Source organism: Staphylococcus schleiferi (assembly GCF_025558325.1).
GTDB classification, from domain to species: domain Bacteria; phylum Bacillota; class Bacilli; order Staphylococcales; family Staphylococcaceae; genus Staphylococcus; species Staphylococcus schleiferi.
Map to the genome: position 1 here is coordinate 1,019,411 of NZ_CP094712.1, position 20,656 is coordinate 1,040,066.

Here is a 20,656-nt window from a genome sequence, read left to right on the forward strand (position 1 = left end):
CGTTAAATATGAGAAATGTTGAAACACTACAACCTGGAGATACGGTCGATCACTTCTTTTTGATTCGCCGTGCAACTCAAGGGGTTACAGCACAAGGAAAAGATTACATGACGCTTCACTTACAAGATAAAAGTGGAGAAATAGAAGCGAAATTATGGACGGTGTCTAAAGAGGACATTCCATTACTTCAACCTGAACGTATCATTCACGTTAAAGGTGATATCATCAATTATCGTGGACGTAAACAAATGAAGGTGAACCAGTTTCGTTTAGCTACTGACCAAGATGGCATGCGTACTCAAGATTTTATAGATGGTGCACCCATGTCTCCAGAAGAAATCAAAGATGCGATGCAAGAATATATTTTTGAAATAGAAAATGCACCACTTCAAAGAGTAACAAGATATTTGTTGAACAAATATGAAGATCGTTATTTTGTTTATCCAGCAGCAAGTTCACACCATCATAATTTTGTTAGTGGACTAAGTTATCATGTATTAACGATGCTTAAAATTGCTAGAAGTTTATGCGATATTTATCCTGAACTAAATCGCAGTTTGTTGTATAGTGGCATTATTCTACATGATATGGGTAAAGTAAGAGAATTATCTGGTCCTGTTGCTACTTCATATACATTAGAAGGAAATTTACTTGGTCATATCTCTATAGCAAGTGATGATGTGGCGGATGCAGCAAGAGAGCTAAATGTTGATGGTGAAGAAATATTATTATTACGCCATTTAATTTTAGCGCACCATGGTAAATTAGAGTATGGTTCTCCTAAGTTACCACAAGTAAAAGAAGCTGAAATTCTTAATTATATTGATAACATTGATGCACGAATGAACATGTTCGATAAAGCTTTTAAAAAGGTTAATAAAGGACAGTTCACAGAGCGTATTTTTGGATTGGAGAATCGCCAATTTTATAAACCAGAAAAATTGGATTAATATGAGCTAAGATGAAGATTGAGGTTGGGAATCGTTTCCTAACCTCTTCTTTTATGGCTGTACACTTTATATGGTGGTTATGTGTCTATAATAATTAAGTCACAAACTTCCGATTGCTTCTTCGAGTCTCGCTTTCCCAGGCGCCTTACCTCAACTAATTTTGGCTTTTATTGTAGCTCATAAGAAGCCAAAATGGATTTTCGGTTTCGGCTCTATGCCTCGGGAGTCTCGACTCGGTACGCAATCTATTTAAGCAATTTCACTATTGAAAAGTGGCATTGCTTACTTTATGAATCACACGTTTTACAGAAGATGCAGAAACGTTACAATCACTTGCGATATCAGTTTCTGAGCGAACTTGTGTTGCTTTATCTATAATGGCTTTCTGAACATGGTTTGAGATAAAACAGTTATCCTCAACAACATTTGTTTTAGAAGTAAAAGTCCGACCACAAACCATACATTTAAAACGTTGTTTTAACAGATTTAAATACACTGCTATCTCTTGGAATCTTAAAAAAGTAATTCGCGATAAACGTTTTCCGTGTTTGTGTATTCGGTTTGGATTCGTATGATAACAGTGAGGACAAGTCATAGGCTTGTATGAAAGGGTACCAAAGATGACGTTAGATTTCTTACCTCTAATAACTACATCTTCTTCAACTTTAGTGATTTTAATATTATTATCTTTAATTTTTAGTAACTTTAATATATCATTACACATAGGCGCAATATGTCTCCTTTATTTTTGGTTTAGTCACTTAAAATTATAGAGGCATTTGCGCTATTTTTGTACAAAAAAGCAGGATGACTTATGTCATCCCACCATAAAAAATGAAGAACCTCTTTTATGTTCGTTATGAAGAGGGCATAACATAGCTTCAAATTGGTATAAAAAAGACAACGCCAGCATCGTGAAGTGCTGACGTTGTTTTTGTGTTATATGAGGCTAAACCAACCGCATATGTATTACATACCTAATTGTTGACCTTGGCCTTGACCCTGCATACCTTGTTGTTGAGAAGATTGTTCTTTTAACGCTTCAGGATTTAAAATGTTGTCTTCGATTGCTTTTTTAATGTCGCGATCTTTATAATCAACATCGTATTCTTTTAATAAATCTTTATAAGCATTTGTTAAAATTTCTGGGTCTTTTTGTAGTTTATTTTGAATCAATTTTTCTTTAAGTTTAGATTTTTCTTTGTTAAAATCAGTCGGTTTATCTGCACGAATGATATGGTAACCATAGTCTGTTTTAACAATATCAGAAATTTCGCCGTCTTTTAATTTAAATAAGGCTTTTTCAAAAGGTTTTACAGTTTGACCTTTAACTACATAACCAAGACTACCATTTTTGTCTTTGCTTGAGTCCATAGATTCTTTTTTCGCTAAATCATCGAATGATTTTGGATTTTTATCAATTTCTTTTTTAATTTCTTCAATTTTCTTCTTAGCATCTTTGTCTGATAAACCTTCTTTATCATCTTTATCTTGTTTTACTTTTATTAAAATATGTGATGCTTTTTTGGTATTATCTTTTATTTCTTTATCAGAAATTTTTACTTTGTCATTAAGTAATTCTTTTTGATAAGCAATCATTTTACGTTGCTTTTTATATTCATCTAAAGACATACCTTGTTGTTTTAATAAGTTTTTAAATTGGTCTTTACCGCCATATTTTTCGATTTCTTCATCTGTTTCTTTATCGATTTGTTTATCATCGACTTTTTTACCATATTTTTCTTCTAATATTTTATTAAGTAATACTTTAAAAGAGTCACTTGCAATTTGTTCGTTACCAATTTCTTTTAAAACGTCTTGAACTTTAACGTCACCTGCTTTAGATGAGATTAAAGTTTCTCCTTTTGATGTAGGGGCATCATTTCCACATGCTCCGAGTAATAATGCACTTGCTGTAACAGGAATAACTAATTTTTGTATGCCTTTCTTCATCTTATGAGCTCCTTTATTTTTAAAATTAACACAAATAATATACCATAATGTCAGGCTCAGACCAACGATGAAGGGTAAATATCAGACTAAAAGATGAGAAAAAACAAAATATAATGAATTTTTTTATTATAGAATAGAGAAGAATAGGGTAAAAATGTCGTTTTTGGAGTTAATCATATCGTTGCGCAAATGATGTAATCGTAAACGCTTATCTTACAAAAAAGCTTTTAAAACAAAGTCAAAGCCATCAAATCGATTAACAATTTGATGGCTTTGATGTTCAGATTGAATGGTTTTATACTTTTATGAATGATAATTATGTTCTAATAGTACAAATCCGTTACTATGTTCCTCGACATAATGACCTTGATGCGAAAATAATATCACTTTGAGGTAAAGAATATCCATTACAGAATAGCCAGCGTTAAGTGCCAGTAAAAACATAAAGTAATGGCCATATTCTGGAAATGCGCGTGCAATTAAGATACAGCTTAACGTAATAACGATAAGTGGCATCAATAAGCAAATACAAAAATAGAACTTACGTACCGGTTTATCTAAAAAGATATTATATAAAGGTATCCATGATTTACGAATTAACTTATAAGTTTTTAGGTGCTTGAAATAGGGTAACACCATCACAATATGAATCAGTTTATGAAGTGGATATATAAGTAACATTAAGACAATAAACATTAAAAAATTTTGATCTGTAAAAGGTACATTTGAATAATAATGAAACACTTCAAAACTTATAAAAAAAGTGATAACCACTGTTACAAAACTTATGAAGGCAATTCTAGGTAAACCAAATCTAGAATGTATATCAATTGAACGCAAACAATTTAACATTTGGATACTCCTCTGCATCAGTAATATAAGGTATTATCTACCTGAATTTACTGTTCGTCAAGCAAATTTTTTCGTAAATTTTCTTGACACAAATTAACGTCATCTATGAATTCTTTGCCTTGTAATTTAGACACAAGGTAATGGGCATCGCTAAAGTTTGGAAGGTGAAACATTTCATCCTTATATTGTTTAGAGACATTAAAAATATGATTTTTACTTTCATCATATTGATCAAATATCTCTTCAACAAGTTGCTTTCCCTTTTCTGTTAACACTATAAAAGTATTTCTTTTGTCACTTGTATCTTTTTTAAGTGAAAGTAATTCTTGTTGTTCTAAACGCTTAGCAAAATTGAACGCTGTTGAAACATGCATCACGCCATATTTAGAGATGTCAGAAATTGTAGCACGTTCAAATGCATATATTGTCAAAAGAATTAAGTGTTCATTCATAGTGATGTCTGACTTCCTCAACCATGCTTGCCAATCGCTTTCTGCATTTTTCCAAAGCACTTTAGAAAGCATCGCGATTTTATGTGTGTAAAGCATCCCTTCAATTTGTTGTTGTTTTTGTTTCATGATGAGTTGCTCCTTTCTCAGACTATAAAAAAGCATGATACTTTGAAGTATCATGCCTAAAAATATTATATCGAATAATGAACAATCACACACTAAAAATTTATTTTTTTGTTGGAAAATTTGTAATTTCTTGTCCACGATTTTGTAAATTTTCGATATGTGTTTGGATGCGTTTCACGTTAGGGTCAATATCCGCTTGGAATTCACCAATCATCGTTTTTACTTCGTCTCCAATAGAAGAAGCAAAACTTTGGCTTTCAGTTTTTATTTGTGTCACATAGTTTACGATATCATTGACACTTTGTTTTATTGTATCCACTTCTTGCTCTAATTCAGTTTTAGGGCGTTCAGGTCTAGGATTCGCAATACGTGTTTGTCCATCTTTTTTAATCAATGCAACGCCTAATCCTGTTGCGACTCCGGCTACAACACCGAGTGTGATTCGAACGGCTTTCATAGTTTTCCTCCTCGAATGTTTTTCTTATATCTATACCCAATTCTAATGAAATTAAGCGATAGAACGCAAAATATTCATATTAAATGTGGGCGGCAATTTCTTTAGCTAATGCTGCTTTTTGAGTGTCGTCTATTGTGTCTTCGTGTGTATCCCACTGATAACCAAAGCCATCAATGTCATTTTCATAACGAGGTATCAAATGGAAATGAAGGTGGAAAACAGATTGTGAAGCGTATTCACCGTTATTTTGAATAATATTTAAACCATCTGGATGGAATGCTTCTTTAATTGCATTGGCTACGATAGGTAGTGCCTCACCGATATGTTTCATTGTTTCAGCATCTGTTTCGTAGATGTTAGGAGATGGTTTTTTAGGAACAAGTAAAGTATGACCTTTAGAAACTTGAGAAATATCTAAAAAAGCATAAACATAGTCATTTTCATACACTTTAAAACTTGGGATCTCCCAATCGATGATTTGAGAAAAAATTGTTTTTGTCATATTGTGTACCCCCGTTTCTTCATTTAATTATTATTATAGCATGTGTATCTTTTGATGTAACGATTTTATACAACGACGATTAAATAGCAATTATAACGATGTTTTTGATACAATAAAAATTACGGAGGTGCAAGTTAATGACTGTGCATATAAAACATTTAACAGGTGGTTATGGTAAGAAACCTGTGATTAAAAATATAAATTTTGAATTAAAAGATGGAGAAATCGTTGGTTTAATTGGATTAAATGGTGCCGGTAAAAGTACAACGATTAAACATATGTTAGGATTGTTAACACCGACAGAAGGGGAAATGTCCATTTCTGACATTGATATTAAAGAAGATATTAATGCGTACAGACAACATCTCTCTTATATTCCAGAAGCGCCAGTAATTTATGATGCTTTAACGCTAAAAGAACATATTGAAATGACAGCAATGGCTTATGGTATCGATTATGATGAGGCAATGAAGCGTGCAGAACCACTATTAAAAACATTTCGCTTGCAAGAACAACTTTCTGTATTCCCAAGTCATTTCTCTAAAGGAATGAAGCAAAAGGTCATGATTATTTGTGCGTTTATTGTAGAACCCGATTTATATATCATTGATGAGCCATTTTTAGGGCTAGATCCATTAGGAATCCAATCTATGCTTGATTTAATGGAAGCTAAGAAAAAAGAAGGACGTACCGTTTTAATGAGTACACATATTTTAGCGACTGCTGAACGTTATTGTGATCGCTTCATTATATTGGATCATGGAGAAATCGTTGCAATGGGTGATTTAGATGAATTACGTCAGCAAACTGAAATGCCGGGCGCGACTTTAGATGATATCTATATTCATGTTACACAAGGAGCTGTTTCATGATGACAGCTGCAAAGGAACTGTTTCAAAAAAGACTAAAAGCGCTTAGAGCTGAAAAAAATTATTATAATCGTTTCATCTTTAATGGCCATTTCAGTGTGTTTCTACTCATTTTGTTTGGTGCATTTATACTCGGTTATGGTCAGTGGTTAAAAAATGTACCAAAAGATGTCAATTACGCACTCATAATCGGAATCGTATTATCAATTACGTCTTTATTTCCTTTAAAAACATTACTTAAAGATGCAGACCGCTTATTTTTACTCCCTTTTGAAAAGCAAATGCGTGCATATATAAAGGAGAGTATCCAATATAGTTATTTAGCACGTATACCATTACAGATTGTTTTGCTTATCATTGCATATCCATTAGTACACACGGTATATCCAGACCGTATGCATGCATTTATTCTTGTGGTTCTAATGGCTTTTATATTTCCTTTATTAGGGTTAATCATCAAGTGGCAATGGTACCGATATCGACTTGAGAATTGGTCAGTGCAATTAATACTATTTTTAGTCTATCTTTCAGGTTACTATTTAATACTGGGGCCTTTTGATATTAAAGGGGTAGGTAGCATTGTCATTTTACTCGCATTGATAGTGTTATTTAACCGTTTAAATCAAAAAAGTCATTTCCCATGGGAGTTTATGATTAAGCAAGCCCATCAACATCAAATTAATTATTATAAATTTGTAAATATGTTTACTGATGTCAAAGGGATACAAGAGCAAGCTGTTCGAAGACGTTATTTAGATTTTCTTTTAAAAACGCCAAAACCATTTAATGACAAACAAATGTATCCGTTTCTATTTAAAAGAAACTTTTTAAGAGGGCGCGACGCATTTAATTTAACTTTACGCTTAGTGATTATCGCTATCGCGTTAATGATATGGTTAAGTCATCCAATTGTAAGTGCTATCATTGGCGGTTTATCTATGTATATTATCGTTTTACAAATGTCTCAATTTTATAAGCAAGAAGCGTATAGTTTGTGGCCACAAGTTTGGCCGGTTTCAGAGATGCATGTGATTGAAGGTTATCGAAAATTTTTGCAGCACACAGTTTTAATTATAGGTATTATATTGAGCATCGTTTATATCATTTTGAATATAAGCTATTTCTACTTATTCATACTCTTTTTTATAGTAGGGTACTTAACTGTCAATGCAACAATCAAGAAGCTGAAATATCAAGAAAGCTTATTAAAAGATTAAAAAAGTCATTTGATGACATGGATGAAATGATTCATGCATCAAATGACTTTTCTTTTTATGATTCTTCAGTTGTATCCTCTTCACTGATTGGATAGAAATATTGTTCCAAATATGAAGCATGCGCACTTGAAGATCCTGCAAGGGGTCTAACACCTTCTTTTGAAAAGTGCTCACGAAATGCCGAAGATTTTTTGAAATCTTCATAAGCTTTACGTGATGTAAAACCAAAGAAAACTTTATAAATATTACTGTGAATAGGTTTTAGTAATCTAAAGCTATTAAAACCTTCACTTGAATCTAAGCTTGGTACATAATTTTCAAGTTTATTTTCTAATTGATATTTATGATCCTCTGTTGTAGGAATAGAAATAAGCGCATGAAAGTTATCAGCTGATAGTTTACCTAATCTTGTTAATACGCGATAAGATTTAGGTTGTTGAAATACTGTCTCATTTTCTGTTTCATCAATCATAACGGATTGATCGTCACCTGAGAAAATAAGCAATTGATGTGATTGATTGTTAAGTTGGATTTGGCGTAAATATCCGTAAGTTCCGTATGTGATATAGAATTTCATGGTGATCGCCTCCTTATTGCATTTATTATAAGCCGTATTCTTTGAAATAACCACTATTTTATGCATAGTTAAAAAACAATTAAAGATTAGTGGAAAATGTGTTATTTCGCGCAAACAAACAACAGCTAAAAACGGCGCAACATCAATACTTTTACTAAAAATTTGAGATAAAAACAAAGATGATTCAGTTGGGCTTGGTAGTTTTCTTCAATTTTCATAAATGAAGCTTCAATAATATTGAATCAATTTCCCACTCAACGAGTTTATCTCATCTTAAATCATTTTTCAATTTATAATGAATATTGAATTTTGTTATATTGCAATTCACATCCATTTGGCGTTTGAGATGCGTACGATTCGATGAAGTATGTAAATCCTCGAAAAGATTTCAAATGAAATGTAGTTTTAAATTTTTTATGACATTTGAGCCAGTTGGTAAAGGAATTAAGTCGTAATGTGATATATTAGTGAAGAATGACGTTGTTTAAGGAGGAACATATGAGTACGACGAAAAATGATACAACTTTACGCGCAATTAAGGGGGACGCCGTTCAGCATACACCTGTATGGTTCATGAGGCAAGCTGGGCGCTCTCAACCAGAATATCGAAAGTTAAAAGAAAAGTATTCACTGTTTGAGATTACACATCAACCTGAACTTTGTGCATATGTGACAGCACTTCCTGTTGAGCAATATCAAACAGATGCAGCTGTTTTATATAAAGATATCATGACACCTTTAAAAGGAATGGGTGTGGATGTAGATATTAAATCTGGTATTGGCCCTGTGATTGCCAACCCTATCCGAAAGATGTCTGATGTAGAAGCTTTAGGAAAGGTTGATCCTAAACGAGATGTTCCTTACGTATTAGACACTATTAAATTATTAACAGAAGAAAAATTAAATGTTCCACTGATAGGCTTTACAGGTGCACCGTTCACATTGGCAAGTTATATGATAGAAGGCGGGCCTTCTAAAAATTATAATTTGACTAAGGCATTAATGTATAGCGATGAGGCAACTTGGTTTAAATTGATGGATGTATTAACAGAAATGTCTATTACTTATGTAGGTGCACAGATTCAAGCTGGAGCACAGCTCATTCAAGTTTTTGATTCTTGGGTAGGGGCCTTGAATCAAGCAGATTATGATTATTACATTAAGCCTTGTATGGATAAATTACTAAAAGGGATTAAAGCATACGATGTGCCAGTGATTATGTTTGGAGTGGGTGCAAGTCATCTTATTGAGTCTTGGCATTCATTACCAATTGATGTATTGGGCTTAGACTGGCGAATTACTATCAATGAGGCGAAAAATCGAGGTGTGACTAAGGCGGTACAAGGTAATTTAGATCCTAGCGTCTTACTTGCACCATGGCCTGTCATTGAATCTCGATTGAAGCCGATTTTAGATCAAGGGATGGCTCATGGGCGCCATATATTTAATTTAGGGCATGGTGTTTTTCCTGAAGTGAAACCTGACACATTGCGTCGTGTATCACAGTTTGTTCACGATTATACGAAGCAAAATTAAGAGAATCGAGTATATAAAGGACGGATTAAGATGAAAAAGGAAATAGGTTTATTAGTGATGGCTTATGGGACACCTTATCAAAAAAGCGATATAGAACCCTATTACACTGATATCAGACATGGTAGAAAGCCGTCAGATGAAGAGTTGGAAGATTTGATTTCACGTTATGAGGCGATTGGTGGATTATCGCCGTTAGCAGGTACAACTGAAAGACAAGCAGAAGCATTGCTAGAAGCTTTAAACAACAGCTATGATGATCTTTCATTTAAGTTGTATATCGGCTTAAAACACATTCATCCTTATATTGAGGACGCCATCGACAAAATGCACAATGATGGTATTAAAGAAACAGTAACGGTTGTATTAGCACCACATTTTTCTAATTTTTCTATTGCTTCTTATAATCGCCGTGCTCAAGAAAAAGCGGATCAATATGGCATTCAATTACAGCATGTGAATCATTATTATGCGCAACCGAAATTTATTGATTATTGGACAATGCGCGTGAATGAAACTTTAGAAAATATTCCTAAAGAAGCACATGATCAAACCGTACTTATCGTTTCTGCACACAGTTTACCTGAAAAAATGATTGTAGAAAATAACGATCCATATCCATTTGAATTAAATGAAACAGCGAAACTGATTAAAGCGCAATCTTTGATTCAAAATGTTGCAGTTGGCTGGCAATCAGAAGGGAAAACGGGTACGCCTTGGCTTGGGCCTGATGTACAAGACTTAACAAGAAGTCTTTATGAAAAAAATCATTACCAACACTTTATTTATACACCAGTTGGGTTTGTAGCGGAGCATTTAGAAGTGTTATATGATAATGATTATGAATGCAAGGTTGTATGTGACGATGTCGGAGCCACATATCACCGCCCACCTATGCCAGACACACATCCTCTATTTATTGGAGCGATTGTGGATGAAATTTCAAATATTTTTTCGAAAGCGTGATGAAAAATGACAAAAGTTGCAATCGTTGGCGCGGGTATTACTGGATTAGTGAGTGCATATTTTATTAAAAGCCAATATCCTCATGTCGAGATTACTGTTTATGAAGCAACGGATCGCGCAGGGGGCAAAGTTAAAACAGTGCAACGTGATGGCTATACTATTGAACTTGGGCCAGAGTCTTATTTGGGACGCAAAACCATTATGACTGAAGTAGCAAAATCAATCGGTATGTCAGATGAAGATATTGTCACTAATGAGACAGGTCAATCTTATATTTATGCGCATAATCAATTATATCCTATACCTGGAGGATCCATTTTAGGGGTTCCAACGGACTTAAAGCCTTTTATGCTGACAAAGTTAATTTCATTTAAAGGAAAACTCCGTGCGCTGAAAGATCTTTCTTTAAAACCAATCGCAATGGAAGATGAAAATGATATTTCAGTGGGTCACTTTTTTAGAGCAAGATTAGGGGATGAAATGCTTGAAAACTTAATTGAACCTCTTTTAAGTGGTATCTATGGGACAGATATTGATCAGTTAAGTTTAATGAGCACATTTCCTAATTTTAAAGCTTTAGAAGAAAAGCATGGAAGTATTATTAAAGGGATGCAACAAGTTAAAAAGGAAAGACAACAACTTGCGCATCATAATCATAAAGGACCACAAGGCCAGTTCAAACAATTCAAAAATGGCCTCAATGACTTTATTAATCAACTAGAAAGTTGGTTAGTTAATCATGATGTGAATTTCGAGTATGAAACAAAAGTTCATGATTTAGTGGCAACACAAAAGGGTTACTTTGTTGAACTAGCGCAAGAGGAAAGAGTATTTTATGATGGCGTTATTGTGACAACACCACATCAATCGTTTAGAGATTGGTTCAGTAGTGATCCGACATTTGATTATTTTTATCAACTTCAAGCGTCTTCAGTGGCAACTATAGTCTTTGCTTTTGATGAAAAAAATATTAAAAACACATACAATGGAACAGGATTTGTCATTGCAAGAACTAGTCAAACAGATATTACGGCATGTACTTGGACAACCAAAAAATGGCCCCATACAACACCAGAAGGTAAAGTGTTGATTCGTGCTTATATTGGTAAACCAGGTGACAACATTGTTAACGAGAAATCGGACGATGAACTTGTTGCTATAGCTAAAAAAGATTTGTCACAAATGATGACTTTTTATGGTGAACCCGATTTTACTATTGTTAATAAAATGCCTTATGCGAGTCCTCAATATCATGTGGGCCATATCGGTAAAATCAAAGAAATACAGCAACATATATATGAGAATTATCCACACTTACAAATTACGGGTGCGCCTTTTGAAGCGGTAGGATTACCTGACTGTATTCAACAAGCGAAAGATGCGGTTTCTAAATTATTACCGAGATTGGTTTAAAACGTGTTTTTAAACTTAGAGGACTGTTTTTAATAAGCTTAATAGCTGTCCTGAGATTGTTTTTAATTGATCAGTTTTTAATGAGAGGTGTGTATCATTTTCTAATGATTTACACCTATTTTTATTTATAAAGTGTCACTTTACAGTGCTCAAATGATTAAAATCGTTTGAAATGAAAACAGTGAGCGTCAAAATAACTACACAAGAATTCATTAACGGATAATCCATTATTTTACTGCTCCAACCGTTGAGACGTGAATATATCCTATTCGCATGGTATGATATTTATTATTGGCGCAGTAAAAAAGGAGTTTTGAAAATGACAAAAGTTTATATTGTTCACGGTTATCAAGCAGATTCCACCAAGCATTGGTTTCCTTGGTTAAAGCAATCTTTGGAATTGGAAGGTCATGAAGTAGAAATTTTGAATTTACCTGATTCAAGCCATCCTAAAGTTGATGTCTGGTTAGATTATATGAACCAAAATGTAACAGAAGTGAATAGTGATACAATTTTTGTCACACACAGTCTGGGTGCTATTACAACGCTTAAATTTCTCAATGATTTAGATGTCAATCATATTGGAAGTCTAGCTATCGTATCTGGTTTTAAAGATGGTATTTCTGACATGCCTGAACTCGAACCTTTTGTCCAACAAGATGTAGACTTTGAAAATTTGCAAAATAAAATACTACATAGATTCGGTATCGCTGCTAAAAATGACACAGTGGTACCTTATGAAGCAACGAAGCGCTTATGTGAGGCGTTAGATGCCAAGTTTTACTTACAGGAAGAGGGCGGACATTTTTGTGAGCAAGACGGCTATGACTCTTTCTTATTTTTAAAGAAAAAAATATTAACAAATTTTGATTAATAGATTAAAATTTGTACAAATTCTGAAAATAAAGTGTTATCGCTTGAATTATTAGGTTAACCTAAATATAATGTTAGGTGTAGAATTCATTTTATTTCTACATAATGTTTGTATTCTCCTAATCATGTTTAAGATTCCATTTACTCTCAAGGCACCCTTTTTCGCCTTGAGAGTCTTTATTTATGGAAGAGTGGACAGTTATTATTCACGTGATTTTGCCATAAATAAAAATAAGATCGAGTTTTTGTTTGAAAGAAGCTTATCAATCTAGCAATCAACGTGTATTATTTAATAGATTTAGCTGTCTATTATCCTTAAATGCATCATCATTTAGCATAAATCACTCAAGTTCTACTATATTATTTCCTCACTTAACTTATTTATTTACTTAAAAGGGGTGGATATTACACATTTTTTTGTGATAAAGGCGTTGACGTTTTTGAGCGTAAACTATATACTTAAAAAGTCGTTAATATTTCTAATGTTTTGGCTCCTTGGTCAAGCGGTTAAGACACCGCCCTTTCACGGCGGTAACACGGGTTCGAGTCCCGTAGGAGTCATTAAAATCATTTATTTTAAATCAATAATATTTTAAAAAATTTAAAAAATTGTTGACATTAGATTAACAATTTGGTAAGATAAATAAGTAAGTTGTTTTGAAATAATATTAGCGCGGGATGGAGCAGTTCGGTAGCTCGTCGGGCTCATAACCCGAAGGTCGGTGGTTCAAATCCGCCTCCCGCAATTTTTTAAGGTCCCGTAGTGGAGCGGTTTAACACGCCTGCCTGTCACGCAGGAGATCGCGGGTTCGATTCCCGTCGGGACCGCCATTTGTAATATGGTTCAGTAGCTCAGTCGGTAGAGCAAAGGACTGAAAATCCTTGTGTCGGCGGTTCGATTCCGTCCTGAACCACTTCTTAAATCACGGCGGTTGTGGCGAAGTGGTTAACGCATCGGATTGTGGTTCCGACATTCGTGGGTTCGATTCCCATCAACCGCCTATATCGTTTATTATGACTGCGGGTGTAGTTTAATGGCAAAACCTCAGCCTTCCAAGCTGATGTTGTGGGTTCGATTCCCATCACCCGCTCCATTGTTATTCCACAGTAGCTCAGTGGTAGAGCTATCGGCTGTTAACCGATCGGTCGTAGGTTCGAGTCCTACCTGTGGAGCCATGGCTCCTTGGTCAAGCGGTTAAGACACCGCCCTTTCACGGCGGTAACACGGGTTCGAGTCCCGTAGGAGTCATATAATCAGAAGTGAAATATCGCTTCTGATTTTTTTAATTTGATTATGGAGAGTTGTCCGAGTTGGCCGAAGGAGCACGCCTGGAAAGTGTGTAGGCGCCAAAAGCGTCTCGAGGGTTCGAATCCCTTGCTCTCCGCTAGGGCGCCAAAAAAGTTTATCTTACTTTTTTGGTGCTTTTTTTATTTGGCTAAAAAAGCTAGTTATATCAAGGTTTTTTCGATTATCAATAATTCCTGGAAAAATGTTATTAAACTATCTTAAACTTGCTTTTAGAAATTTTTGGTCACAAAGTGGCTAGTCACAAAATGAAAAACTGTAAATATAGTCACAAGATTTGAGTCGTTTAGTCACAAGGAATCAATCACGTAATTTTTTCAACAATATACATAAAAAATAAAGCACTTAGTCCAGAAAAATATGGATTAAGTGCTTTTTTATATTAGTAACCAGTTGAACGAGTAATGGTTTGTATTAGATTTACTGACGCATTATTAAAGCAGTCATGACGCATTCACAAGTTACATCAGATTTTAAATGTAATCTTGTGCCAGCACGATGATTGCTTATGTCAATACTGTAAATCTAATTTACAAACGATCACTAGGTATTTTAGTCACTTAATCCCTCAAAACAAAGAAGAGATCAAGTGCATATATTAATAACCAGTTGATGATTAATTGATTTCAGTTAAATTGATTAAGCATCATCCTATAACAACAAAGTGATTGTAATGTCTATTTTCATATACAAACAATCACTATATAAGCATGCTAGGGTCAAGATGAACGAATTACATTCGCCCTGCATTCTTATTTTTGTTGTTATGTGGATTAAGCAAATCAATAAATAACTGAAATCAAAAACAAATTATTAAAAAAACTGGAGGGGTTCAACATGAACACAACACAATTTATTATTTATTCTGAAAATGACGTAAAGAAAGTAGCTGAAAACATTGCACTGTTTCAGGATAAAGAATATGGAGTTGATATAAATGTTAAGGAAATCATTGATGAACTCATGAATAAGGGAAGATGCGATATTGCCTACACAGAGTTAGATAATGAAGAAGGTGAAATTCAAGTATATATAGACTTTAAAAACTTTCGCCTTGTTAGAGAAATAACTTTTTATGAATTACCTTTACCTATGATGATTAAAGAAGTTCAAGATTTAGAATCAATAGAAGAAATGATATTAGAATCTGAAAGTCTGAATTTTGATGAATTAGTATCATGTATTGTTGATTATGATGAATTAAATATAGAAGAATTAAAACGTCTCACATTGTGAGGCTTTTTTTATTTGCACTTAATCCCTCCATCCAATGAATGAAAGGGTTAAGTGATTTTCATTTTGGCAACCAGTTTATCCTCAATTGATTTCAGTTAAATTGATTAAGCACCATCGTATAGCAACAAAGTGATTGTAATGTCTATTGTCATATACAAACAATCACTACATAAGCTTGCTAAGGGTCAAGATGAACTCATTGCATTCGCCCTGCACGCTTCTTCTTGTGGCTATTTTGATTAAGCAAATCAATAAATAACTGAAATCAAAATAAATTATTAAAAACTGGAGGGGTTCAACATGAACTATCAAGAAATTAAAACATCTTAGAAAATAGTGAGGTCAAGGAAGTAGTGAAAGCTATATTTGCATATGAAACAGGTGAAAAAGATGAATCTTGTTTAAACTACTTAACAAAATATTACCTTGAAGGTGATATGGAAAGTTTATTAGATAGTGAGATTAGAGAATTGCAAATGGAATGGAACTGGCAACGAGAAATAAATAAGAAATAAAAAATTTTTAAATTTAATGAAAGGGGGTGATGACTATGCTGACAAAAAGCTCCTAAAGGGAGGGGGTGTTATAGCTGAAGCGTATTGAGAGAAAGAAACGAGAACGAGATGAAAAAACTGTAAAAGCTAGTTTATTACTTTTGTATCTAAACATAGCTCATACAGTTTTAGAAACTATAAGTTTATTAACTTGTTCTCACACATAGGGAATCCCCCCCTATGTGTCCTTTCTTCATTATATCAAAGGAGGGTTAAAATGAAAAGTGATTCAAAAAAAGTATTAGTTATAATGGTAATATTAACTATTATCAATGTTATTTTGGCTTTTTTACTGGTAGCCAGTGGATTTAGTAATAGAGTATTAGTTTGTTATTGACTTACTGAGCGCATTATCAATCAATTATTTCACTTGCATAAGTGTAAACGAACAGTATTCATATCAGTAGTTATCTTGTGCCAGCTCTCAAGAGTGCTTTTTGCTAATCATGTAAATACTAATATAAATTTAATATACCTAGACAAAATGTTGGTGTCACTATAAAATGAGGTGGTGAGAAAGTTAGATAGATGGTGGCTATCTTAGTATAAAGTGAGGTGATGCCTATGAGTGCATCAACAAAATCTTTAGAAAGGAGAAGCCTTAATGATTAGTATTGCAGATACACTAATGATTATGTTAGGGTTCGGTTCATTTACCGTAGCGCTCATACATTTAGTGGTCTCAATCAATAATAAATCCAAAAAATAACCATCACTAGCTTTGGAGAGCATGATGGTTATTTTATAACTTAAATTTATCCACCGTCTTTTTAACGGTCTCGCTAAGGTAATACACTTCATGTGTGTTGCCTTTTATATTTATAAATTAACATATACGCTTCATTTTGTCTAATACATTGGATTAATCAATTAAAACAGCTTTCTACAACAAACATTCTGGTGCATTAATATCTATCTATGTATGTAAAAGTAATTTTCGATGCACGAGAGCGATAATCTCAGCGTGGGTGTTAAAAAATAGAAATAAAAAAGACTCTACATCCGTAAAGAGCCGAAGAAGTTTAAACTACTTTTTCGGTGTTTTTTTATTTTAAGGGTCAAAACCTAGTCGTATCAAGGGTTTGGCGCCAATATATGAAATACATAGAGAACTAAATTTAACTATACTGAACTTAGTTTTTAAAATTTTTGGTCACAATGTGGCTGAATAAAGGTGCCAAAAACACAAATTTAGTCACAAATATTTAAAAGTGAATTTTAAGTTAAAGAAAAAGGCTGATAAAATGCCTTGAGTATGGTGATTGTGATTTCAAAACATCTATAGAAAAATAAAGCGCAATGTGACTAATAATTCATACTAAATAGTGGTTAGACCAGTAATCAACTAGCTCTTGCTCTTCACTAGGGCGCCAAAAAAGTTTATCTTACTTTTTTGGGTTGTATATTTTTAACGGTTGGCGAAATATTCACTGACCGTTATTTTAATTTTTGATATTAAAAAAGCACAAATATCTCTATAATTGTAAGTGACTAAACAAACCATTAAGGAGATATTGTGCCTATGTATAATGATATATCAGAAATGCTTGGAATTAAAGTCAAAAATTTAAAAATCACTCAAAATCTAGGATTACATGTACATAAAAACGTAAAGGCATTATTATACGAAGGCCAATTGACATATCATCCCAGTGCTTGTGCGTGTTGTGGAATTAAAAATGATGCCCATTTAATTATTAAACACGGTTTTCGTAAAACGAAAGTTTATATGGGATTAATTTTTGAAAGACCTGCCTATTTAAAATTGAAGAAACAGCGCTTTTACTGTAAAGCTTGTCAACAAACCTTTACAGCTCAAACACCTTATATTCAACCCCGATGTACCATCTCAAATGAGGTCAAACGCATGATGACCCGGAAACTATCTAAAGTCATCTCTGAAAAGGATGTCGCTGAAAGTCTATGTGTATCACCTTCAACTGTCCATCGCCATTTAAAAGAGGTAAGTGATTCGGTGAAGACGCAGGCACATCATGTTTTAGCTGAGCACTTAGCTTTTGACGAATTCAAATTAACGGAAGATGTCGAAGGTGCGATGAGCTTTATTTACTGTGATAGTGTAACCCATGATATCATCGATATTTTACCTGATCGTCGCAAACATAAATTAGAAGACTGTTTTTTAAAGTTCTCTAGAAAGCAACGTGAAAGAGTGAAAACCATCTCTAATGTCGGCATAGCGTGAGCTATTAAGCCGACGATTCGACAAGTTTTGGGTTTGTTAAGGGTTCAGAGGCTCAACGTCAATAAGGCCATTGGAATAAAGCAACGGTATGATATATTATATATTGGGATGTTTATTAAGGGAGGTTTAAATTCTGAATAAGGTGTTTTAACAATGTATAAAAATATAAGAAAGATTGCTACTTCTACTATTGCGATTTCTCTTTTAATGGGACCTGTATATTTTACGGTAGAATCAGGTAAAGCTAATGCTGAAACTGTTAAAGTAGTTGATGAAGAAATGAAACAAAGAGAAAAAATCGGAAATGCTTTGATAGAAAGTATTGAAGAGAATAAAACTTCTTTTAAAGATCCTAATGAAGCTGAGATTTTAAAATCTAAAGCGAAGCAATATAGAGATGGAGTTGCAGAAAGAGGAAAAGCAACGATAGCTGCTAAAGCTGGGGCTAAATCTATTAAAGCTGTAGTTAATAAAGTTGGACAAAAAGCTTGGGATAACATAGTTAAGCAAGTAGAAAAGAGAACTGGTACTCAATTAGTTGTTCTTCATTATCAATCTATAAATAAATTTTGTGATTATTTGACTGGATTTGAAGGGAAATTATTTGATGGTATAACTGAATATTTAGTACAAAATGGATTTAATCGTCAAATAGCAGGGGTTATAGCAAGAGTATTTATTGGAGTGGTTCTGTAATTATGAATAAGAAAAGAAAGATATATTTAGTTTTGCTTATAGTTACAGCTCTTGCCTTTTTTATTTTGCCTCAAATAACAGGGAACTATAATATCATAACTAGATCATTTGGTATTATTCCTTTTGTTTTCTTTGTTTTGTTTATATTTAGTTCCGATAAGAAAAATTGATGAAAGGAAACATTAAGGATTTAATTCAGAGAGTCTGGGACAAAATTGTCTCAGTAATCGATGAAATCCGAGGTTTTCGTAAAAAACGAAAAATCTCGGATTTTTTCCTTTTATCATCAGTTTAGCCGCACTAGATGCGACTAATTTCCTTAGATTTAATGCCATGAGGACAAAGCCAAACTCTCGTTTGACCTTATTTATCTTCCGCACGGACATTCGATTGAACCCCAAAATAGCTTTCATAAATCCTAAAACGGGTTCTACATCAATTTTTCTTTGATTGTAGATTTTTGTGTTTCTGGTTTAGAAAGCTTTTGATTACTTTGAGCTTTGAAGTACTCCCAATTACAATTTCTCATGATTTTTTTATTTGCTTTTGAATTAGATTTCATACACTGATTTCGAAATGGACAAGCTGAACAGTCATCACATTCATATAATTTAAAATCTCTTTTAAATTCATAACGGTTATGTCGATAAGCATACCTTTTAAATCCTAGACGTTTATGATTGGGACAAATAAACTCATCGTTAATTTCCGCATATGGCCAGTTTTGTGTGTTGAATATGTCACCTTTGATCGTCTTTCATTCTCATAAACGTGGCATCATGATCCGTTTTAGAATAACTATTTCGTTCTTTAAGAATCGACTTTTGATATCAATATTTCGCTTTACGTTGTGAATAATCATCCATTTTCTTTTTATGCTTTTTTATGACTGTTCTAGCTTTCCGTCTCATTTTCCTTGTTTCTACATTTTCAGTTTTATCAATTTCTTGTGTTAAACTTTCGATTTCTTTATCTAAGTATGTGCCAATTAAATGAATGTCTTCTTGAGTTAAATCATTATCATTCTCTTCTTTAATTTGGGGAATAATTTGTTCTTTAACTAATGTATGATACAACGCCTTTGAGTCTTCATTCATTTTAGCTTCATGATTTTGGATACTTTTCTTCCACACAAATGTATAGCGATTTGCGTTAGCTTCTACTTTAGTCCCGTCAATAAATAGGGCTTTGTCATCGATTAAATGATGTTTGAGACATTGATGGTGGAATTGAATGAATAGCGAAGCTAATAGCGCGTCAATTTTAGGATTGACTCTGAAACGGTTGATAGTTTTATAGGAAGGTGTTTGACGTTGAGAAAGCCACATCATGCGAAGACTATCATGAAGTAATCTTTCGATCTTACGTCCAGAGAAAACAGATTGTGTGTAGGCATACAGAATGATTTTTAACATCATTTTAGGATGGTAAGCAGTCGCACCACGATGGTGTTTGAATCCCTCGAATTCAATATCTGGTATTGATTCAACGATATCATTGACATGTTGGGATAAATCATTATCAGGAATTAAAATAGATGTTTCTATTGGTAGAGTTAATTGAGACATATTATAATCTTTTTACATAAGGCACCTCATTAATTTAGTTTTTGTTGTGATGAATTAAATTATACGAAAGTGCCTTAATTTTTTAAGTATAATGGTGAATGATTACATATATAAGCGAAGTATTTATAGCGAGACTCCTGAGGGAACAGGACGAGCCGAAGACTACAGGCTGAGGCTGTCCCCTCGGAAAGCGAGCCTATATAATACGAAGCATGATAATAAATAGCTCGAAGACGATTTTTATCAAAATCATCTTCGAGCTATTTATTTTGGTATTTATGTCCCAGGCTCGTTTTTTAATTTATTAAAGCCAGACATATCAAAGTTTAGATACTTATTCGCAGCATTCT

General features: G+C 33.5%; 18 protein-coding genes, 9 tRNA genes and 2 pseudogenes. 21 read left to right on the forward strand and 8 right to left on the reverse strand.

Annotation, left to right across the window (positions count from 1 at the left end):
* Positions 1-8 precede the first annotated feature (8 nt).
* Positions 9-950, forward strand: a complete 942-nt coding sequence (yhaM, locus tag MUA40_RS04730) for a 3'-5' exoribonuclease YhaM (RefSeq protein WP_016425449.1) — start codon at positions 9-11, stop codon at positions 948-950.
* 262 nt (positions 951-1,212) lie between these two features.
* Here the strand turns inward: yhaM and MUA40_RS04735 are convergent, their stop codons facing one another.
* From MUA40_RS04735 to MUA40_RS04760, 6 genes are all read right to left on the reverse strand, one after another.
* Complete coding sequence (locus tag MUA40_RS04735) at positions 1,213-1,674, reverse strand: ISL3 family transposase (protein ID WP_016426333.1); 462 nt, start codon at positions 1,672-1,674, stop codon at positions 1,213-1,215.
* A gap of 245 nt (positions 1,675-1,919) precedes the next feature.
* Positions 1,920-2,903: a peptidylprolyl isomerase PrsA gene (gene prsA / locus MUA40_RS04740; RefSeq protein WP_016425447.1), complete on the reverse strand. Its 984-nt coding sequence runs from the start codon at positions 2,901-2,903 to the stop codon at positions 1,920-1,922.
* A gap of 303 nt (positions 2,904-3,206) precedes the next feature.
* Positions 3,207-3,755, reverse strand: coding sequence for a DUF3267 domain-containing protein (locus MUA40_RS04745; RefSeq protein ID WP_016425446.1), 549 nt, complete (start codon positions 3,753-3,755; stop codon positions 3,207-3,209).
* Positions 3,756-3,802: 47 nt separating this feature from the next.
* A complete protein-coding gene (locus MUA40_RS04750; protein WP_016425445.1) occupies positions 3,803-4,333 on the reverse strand; it encodes an HTH-type transcriptional regulator Hpr in 531 nt (176 codons plus the stop codon).
* Between the two features lie 100 nt (positions 4,334-4,433).
* Complete coding sequence (locus MUA40_RS04755; protein ID WP_016425444.1) at positions 4,434-4,790, reverse strand: YtxH domain-containing protein; 357 nt, start codon at positions 4,788-4,790, stop codon at positions 4,434-4,436.
* A 79-nt stretch (positions 4,791-4,869) separates the two neighbouring features.
* Entirely contained in the window at positions 4,870-5,292 is a 423-nt protein-coding gene (locus tag MUA40_RS04760) for an HIT family protein (protein ID WP_016425443.1), read from the reverse strand.
* Between the two features lie 137 nt (positions 5,293-5,429).
* On the opposite strand from MUA40_RS04760, the gene ecsA reads away from it, so the two are divergent.
* Together ecsA and ecsB are read left to right on the forward strand one after the other, a co-directional pair.
* The gene (gene ecsA, locus MUA40_RS04765; RefSeq protein WP_016425442.1) at positions 5,430-6,164 is read left to right on the forward strand and encodes an ABC transporter ATP-binding protein EcsA; all 735 of its coding nucleotides are present in this window, start codon (positions 5,430-5,432) and stop codon (positions 6,162-6,164) included.
* A complete protein-coding gene (ecsB, locus tag MUA40_RS04770) occupies positions 6,161-7,378 on the forward strand; it encodes an ABC transporter permease EcsB (RefSeq protein WP_394802126.1) in 1,218 nt (405 codons plus the stop codon). The genes ecsA and ecsB overlap by 4 nt, the downstream gene beginning before the upstream one ends.
* Before the next feature lie 55 nt (positions 7,379-7,433).
* Here ecsB and MUA40_RS04775 read toward each other — a convergent pair whose 3' ends face one another.
* Entirely contained in the window at positions 7,434-7,955 is a 522-nt protein-coding gene (locus MUA40_RS04775) for an antibiotic biosynthesis monooxygenase family protein (protein WP_016425440.1), read from the reverse strand.
* Positions 7,956-8,453: 498 nt separating this feature from the next.
* On the opposite strand from MUA40_RS04775, the gene hemE reads away from it, so the two are divergent.
* The 18 genes and pseudogenes from hemE to MUA40_RS04865 all read left to right on the forward strand — a co-directional run bounded on the left by hemE (position 8,454) and on the right by MUA40_RS04865 (position 18,738).
* Positions 8,454-9,491 carry a uroporphyrinogen decarboxylase gene (hemE, locus tag MUA40_RS04780; protein WP_262569958.1) on the forward strand — a complete coding sequence of 346 codons (1,038 nt, stop codon included), beginning with the start codon at positions 8,454-8,456 and terminating at the stop codon, positions 9,489-9,491.
* A gap of 30 nt (positions 9,492-9,521) precedes the next feature.
* The gene (gene hemH, locus MUA40_RS04785; RefSeq protein WP_167733060.1) at positions 9,522-10,454 is read left to right on the forward strand and encodes a ferrochelatase; all 933 of its coding nucleotides are present in this window, start codon (positions 9,522-9,524) and stop codon (positions 10,452-10,454) included.
* Positions 10,455-10,460: 6 nt separating this feature from the next.
* On the forward strand, positions 10,461-11,867 hold the full coding sequence (gene hemY / locus MUA40_RS04790) for a protoporphyrinogen oxidase (RefSeq protein ID WP_262569959.1): 1,407 nt from the start codon (positions 10,461-10,463) through the stop codon (positions 11,865-11,867).
* Between the two features lie 319 nt (positions 11,868-12,186).
* Positions 12,187-12,741, forward strand: coding sequence for an RBBP9/YdeN family alpha/beta hydrolase (locus MUA40_RS04795; protein ID WP_016425436.1), 555 nt, complete (start codon positions 12,187-12,189; stop codon positions 12,739-12,741).
* A 488-nt stretch (positions 12,742-13,229) separates the two neighbouring features.
* Positions 13,230-13,301, forward strand: a tRNA-Glu gene (locus tag MUA40_RS04800).
* 111 nt (positions 13,302-13,412) lie between these two features.
* Positions 13,413-13,486: transfer RNA gene (locus MUA40_RS04805), tRNA-Met, on the forward strand.
* 8 nt (positions 13,487-13,494) lie between these two features.
* Positions 13,495-13,571 (forward strand) — tRNA-Asp (locus MUA40_RS04810).
* A gap of 10 nt (positions 13,572-13,581) precedes the next feature.
* A tRNA-Phe gene (locus MUA40_RS04815) sits at positions 13,582-13,654 on the forward strand.
* Between the two features lie 14 nt (positions 13,655-13,668).
* Positions 13,669-13,741, forward strand: a tRNA-His gene (locus tag MUA40_RS04820).
* A 19-nt stretch (positions 13,742-13,760) separates the two neighbouring features.
* Positions 13,761-13,834 (forward strand) — tRNA-Gly (locus tag MUA40_RS04825).
* 7 nt (positions 13,835-13,841) lie between these two features.
* Positions 13,842-13,916 (forward strand) — tRNA-Asn (locus MUA40_RS04830).
* 1 nt (position 13,917) lies between these two features.
* Positions 13,918-13,989 (forward strand) — tRNA-Glu (locus MUA40_RS04835).
* A gap of 47 nt (positions 13,990-14,036) precedes the next feature.
* A tRNA-Ser gene (locus MUA40_RS04840) sits at positions 14,037-14,125 on the forward strand.
* Positions 14,126-14,883: 758 nt separating this feature from the next.
* A complete protein-coding gene (locus tag MUA40_RS04845; protein WP_016425435.1) occupies positions 14,884-15,282 on the forward strand; it encodes a hypothetical protein in 399 nt (132 codons plus the stop codon).
* A 353-nt stretch (positions 15,283-15,635) separates the two neighbouring features.
* Complete coding sequence (locus MUA40_RS04850) at positions 15,636-15,797, forward strand: hypothetical protein (protein WP_016425434.1); 162 nt, start codon at positions 15,636-15,638, stop codon at positions 15,795-15,797.
* A 643-nt stretch (positions 15,798-16,440) separates the two neighbouring features.
* Positions 16,441-16,545 carry a putative holin-like toxin gene (locus MUA40_RS04855; protein ID WP_016425433.1) on the forward strand — a complete coding sequence of 35 codons (105 nt, stop codon included), beginning with the start codon at positions 16,441-16,443 and terminating at the stop codon, positions 16,543-16,545.
* Positions 16,546-17,358: 813 nt separating this feature from the next.
* Positions 17,359-18,024 (forward strand): annotated as a pseudogene (locus MUA40_RS04860) (transposase family protein); the annotation flags it as partial.
* Positions 18,025-18,195: 171 nt separating this feature from the next.
* A complete protein-coding gene (locus tag MUA40_RS04865) occupies positions 18,196-18,738 on the forward strand; it encodes a hypothetical protein (RefSeq protein ID WP_016425431.1) in 543 nt (180 codons plus the stop codon).
* A 190-nt stretch (positions 18,739-18,928) separates the two neighbouring features.
* Here MUA40_RS04865 and MUA40_RS04870 read toward each other — a convergent pair.
* Positions 18,929-20,306: pseudogene (locus MUA40_RS04870) on the reverse strand (transposase).
* Positions 20,307-20,656 lie beyond the last annotated feature (350 nt).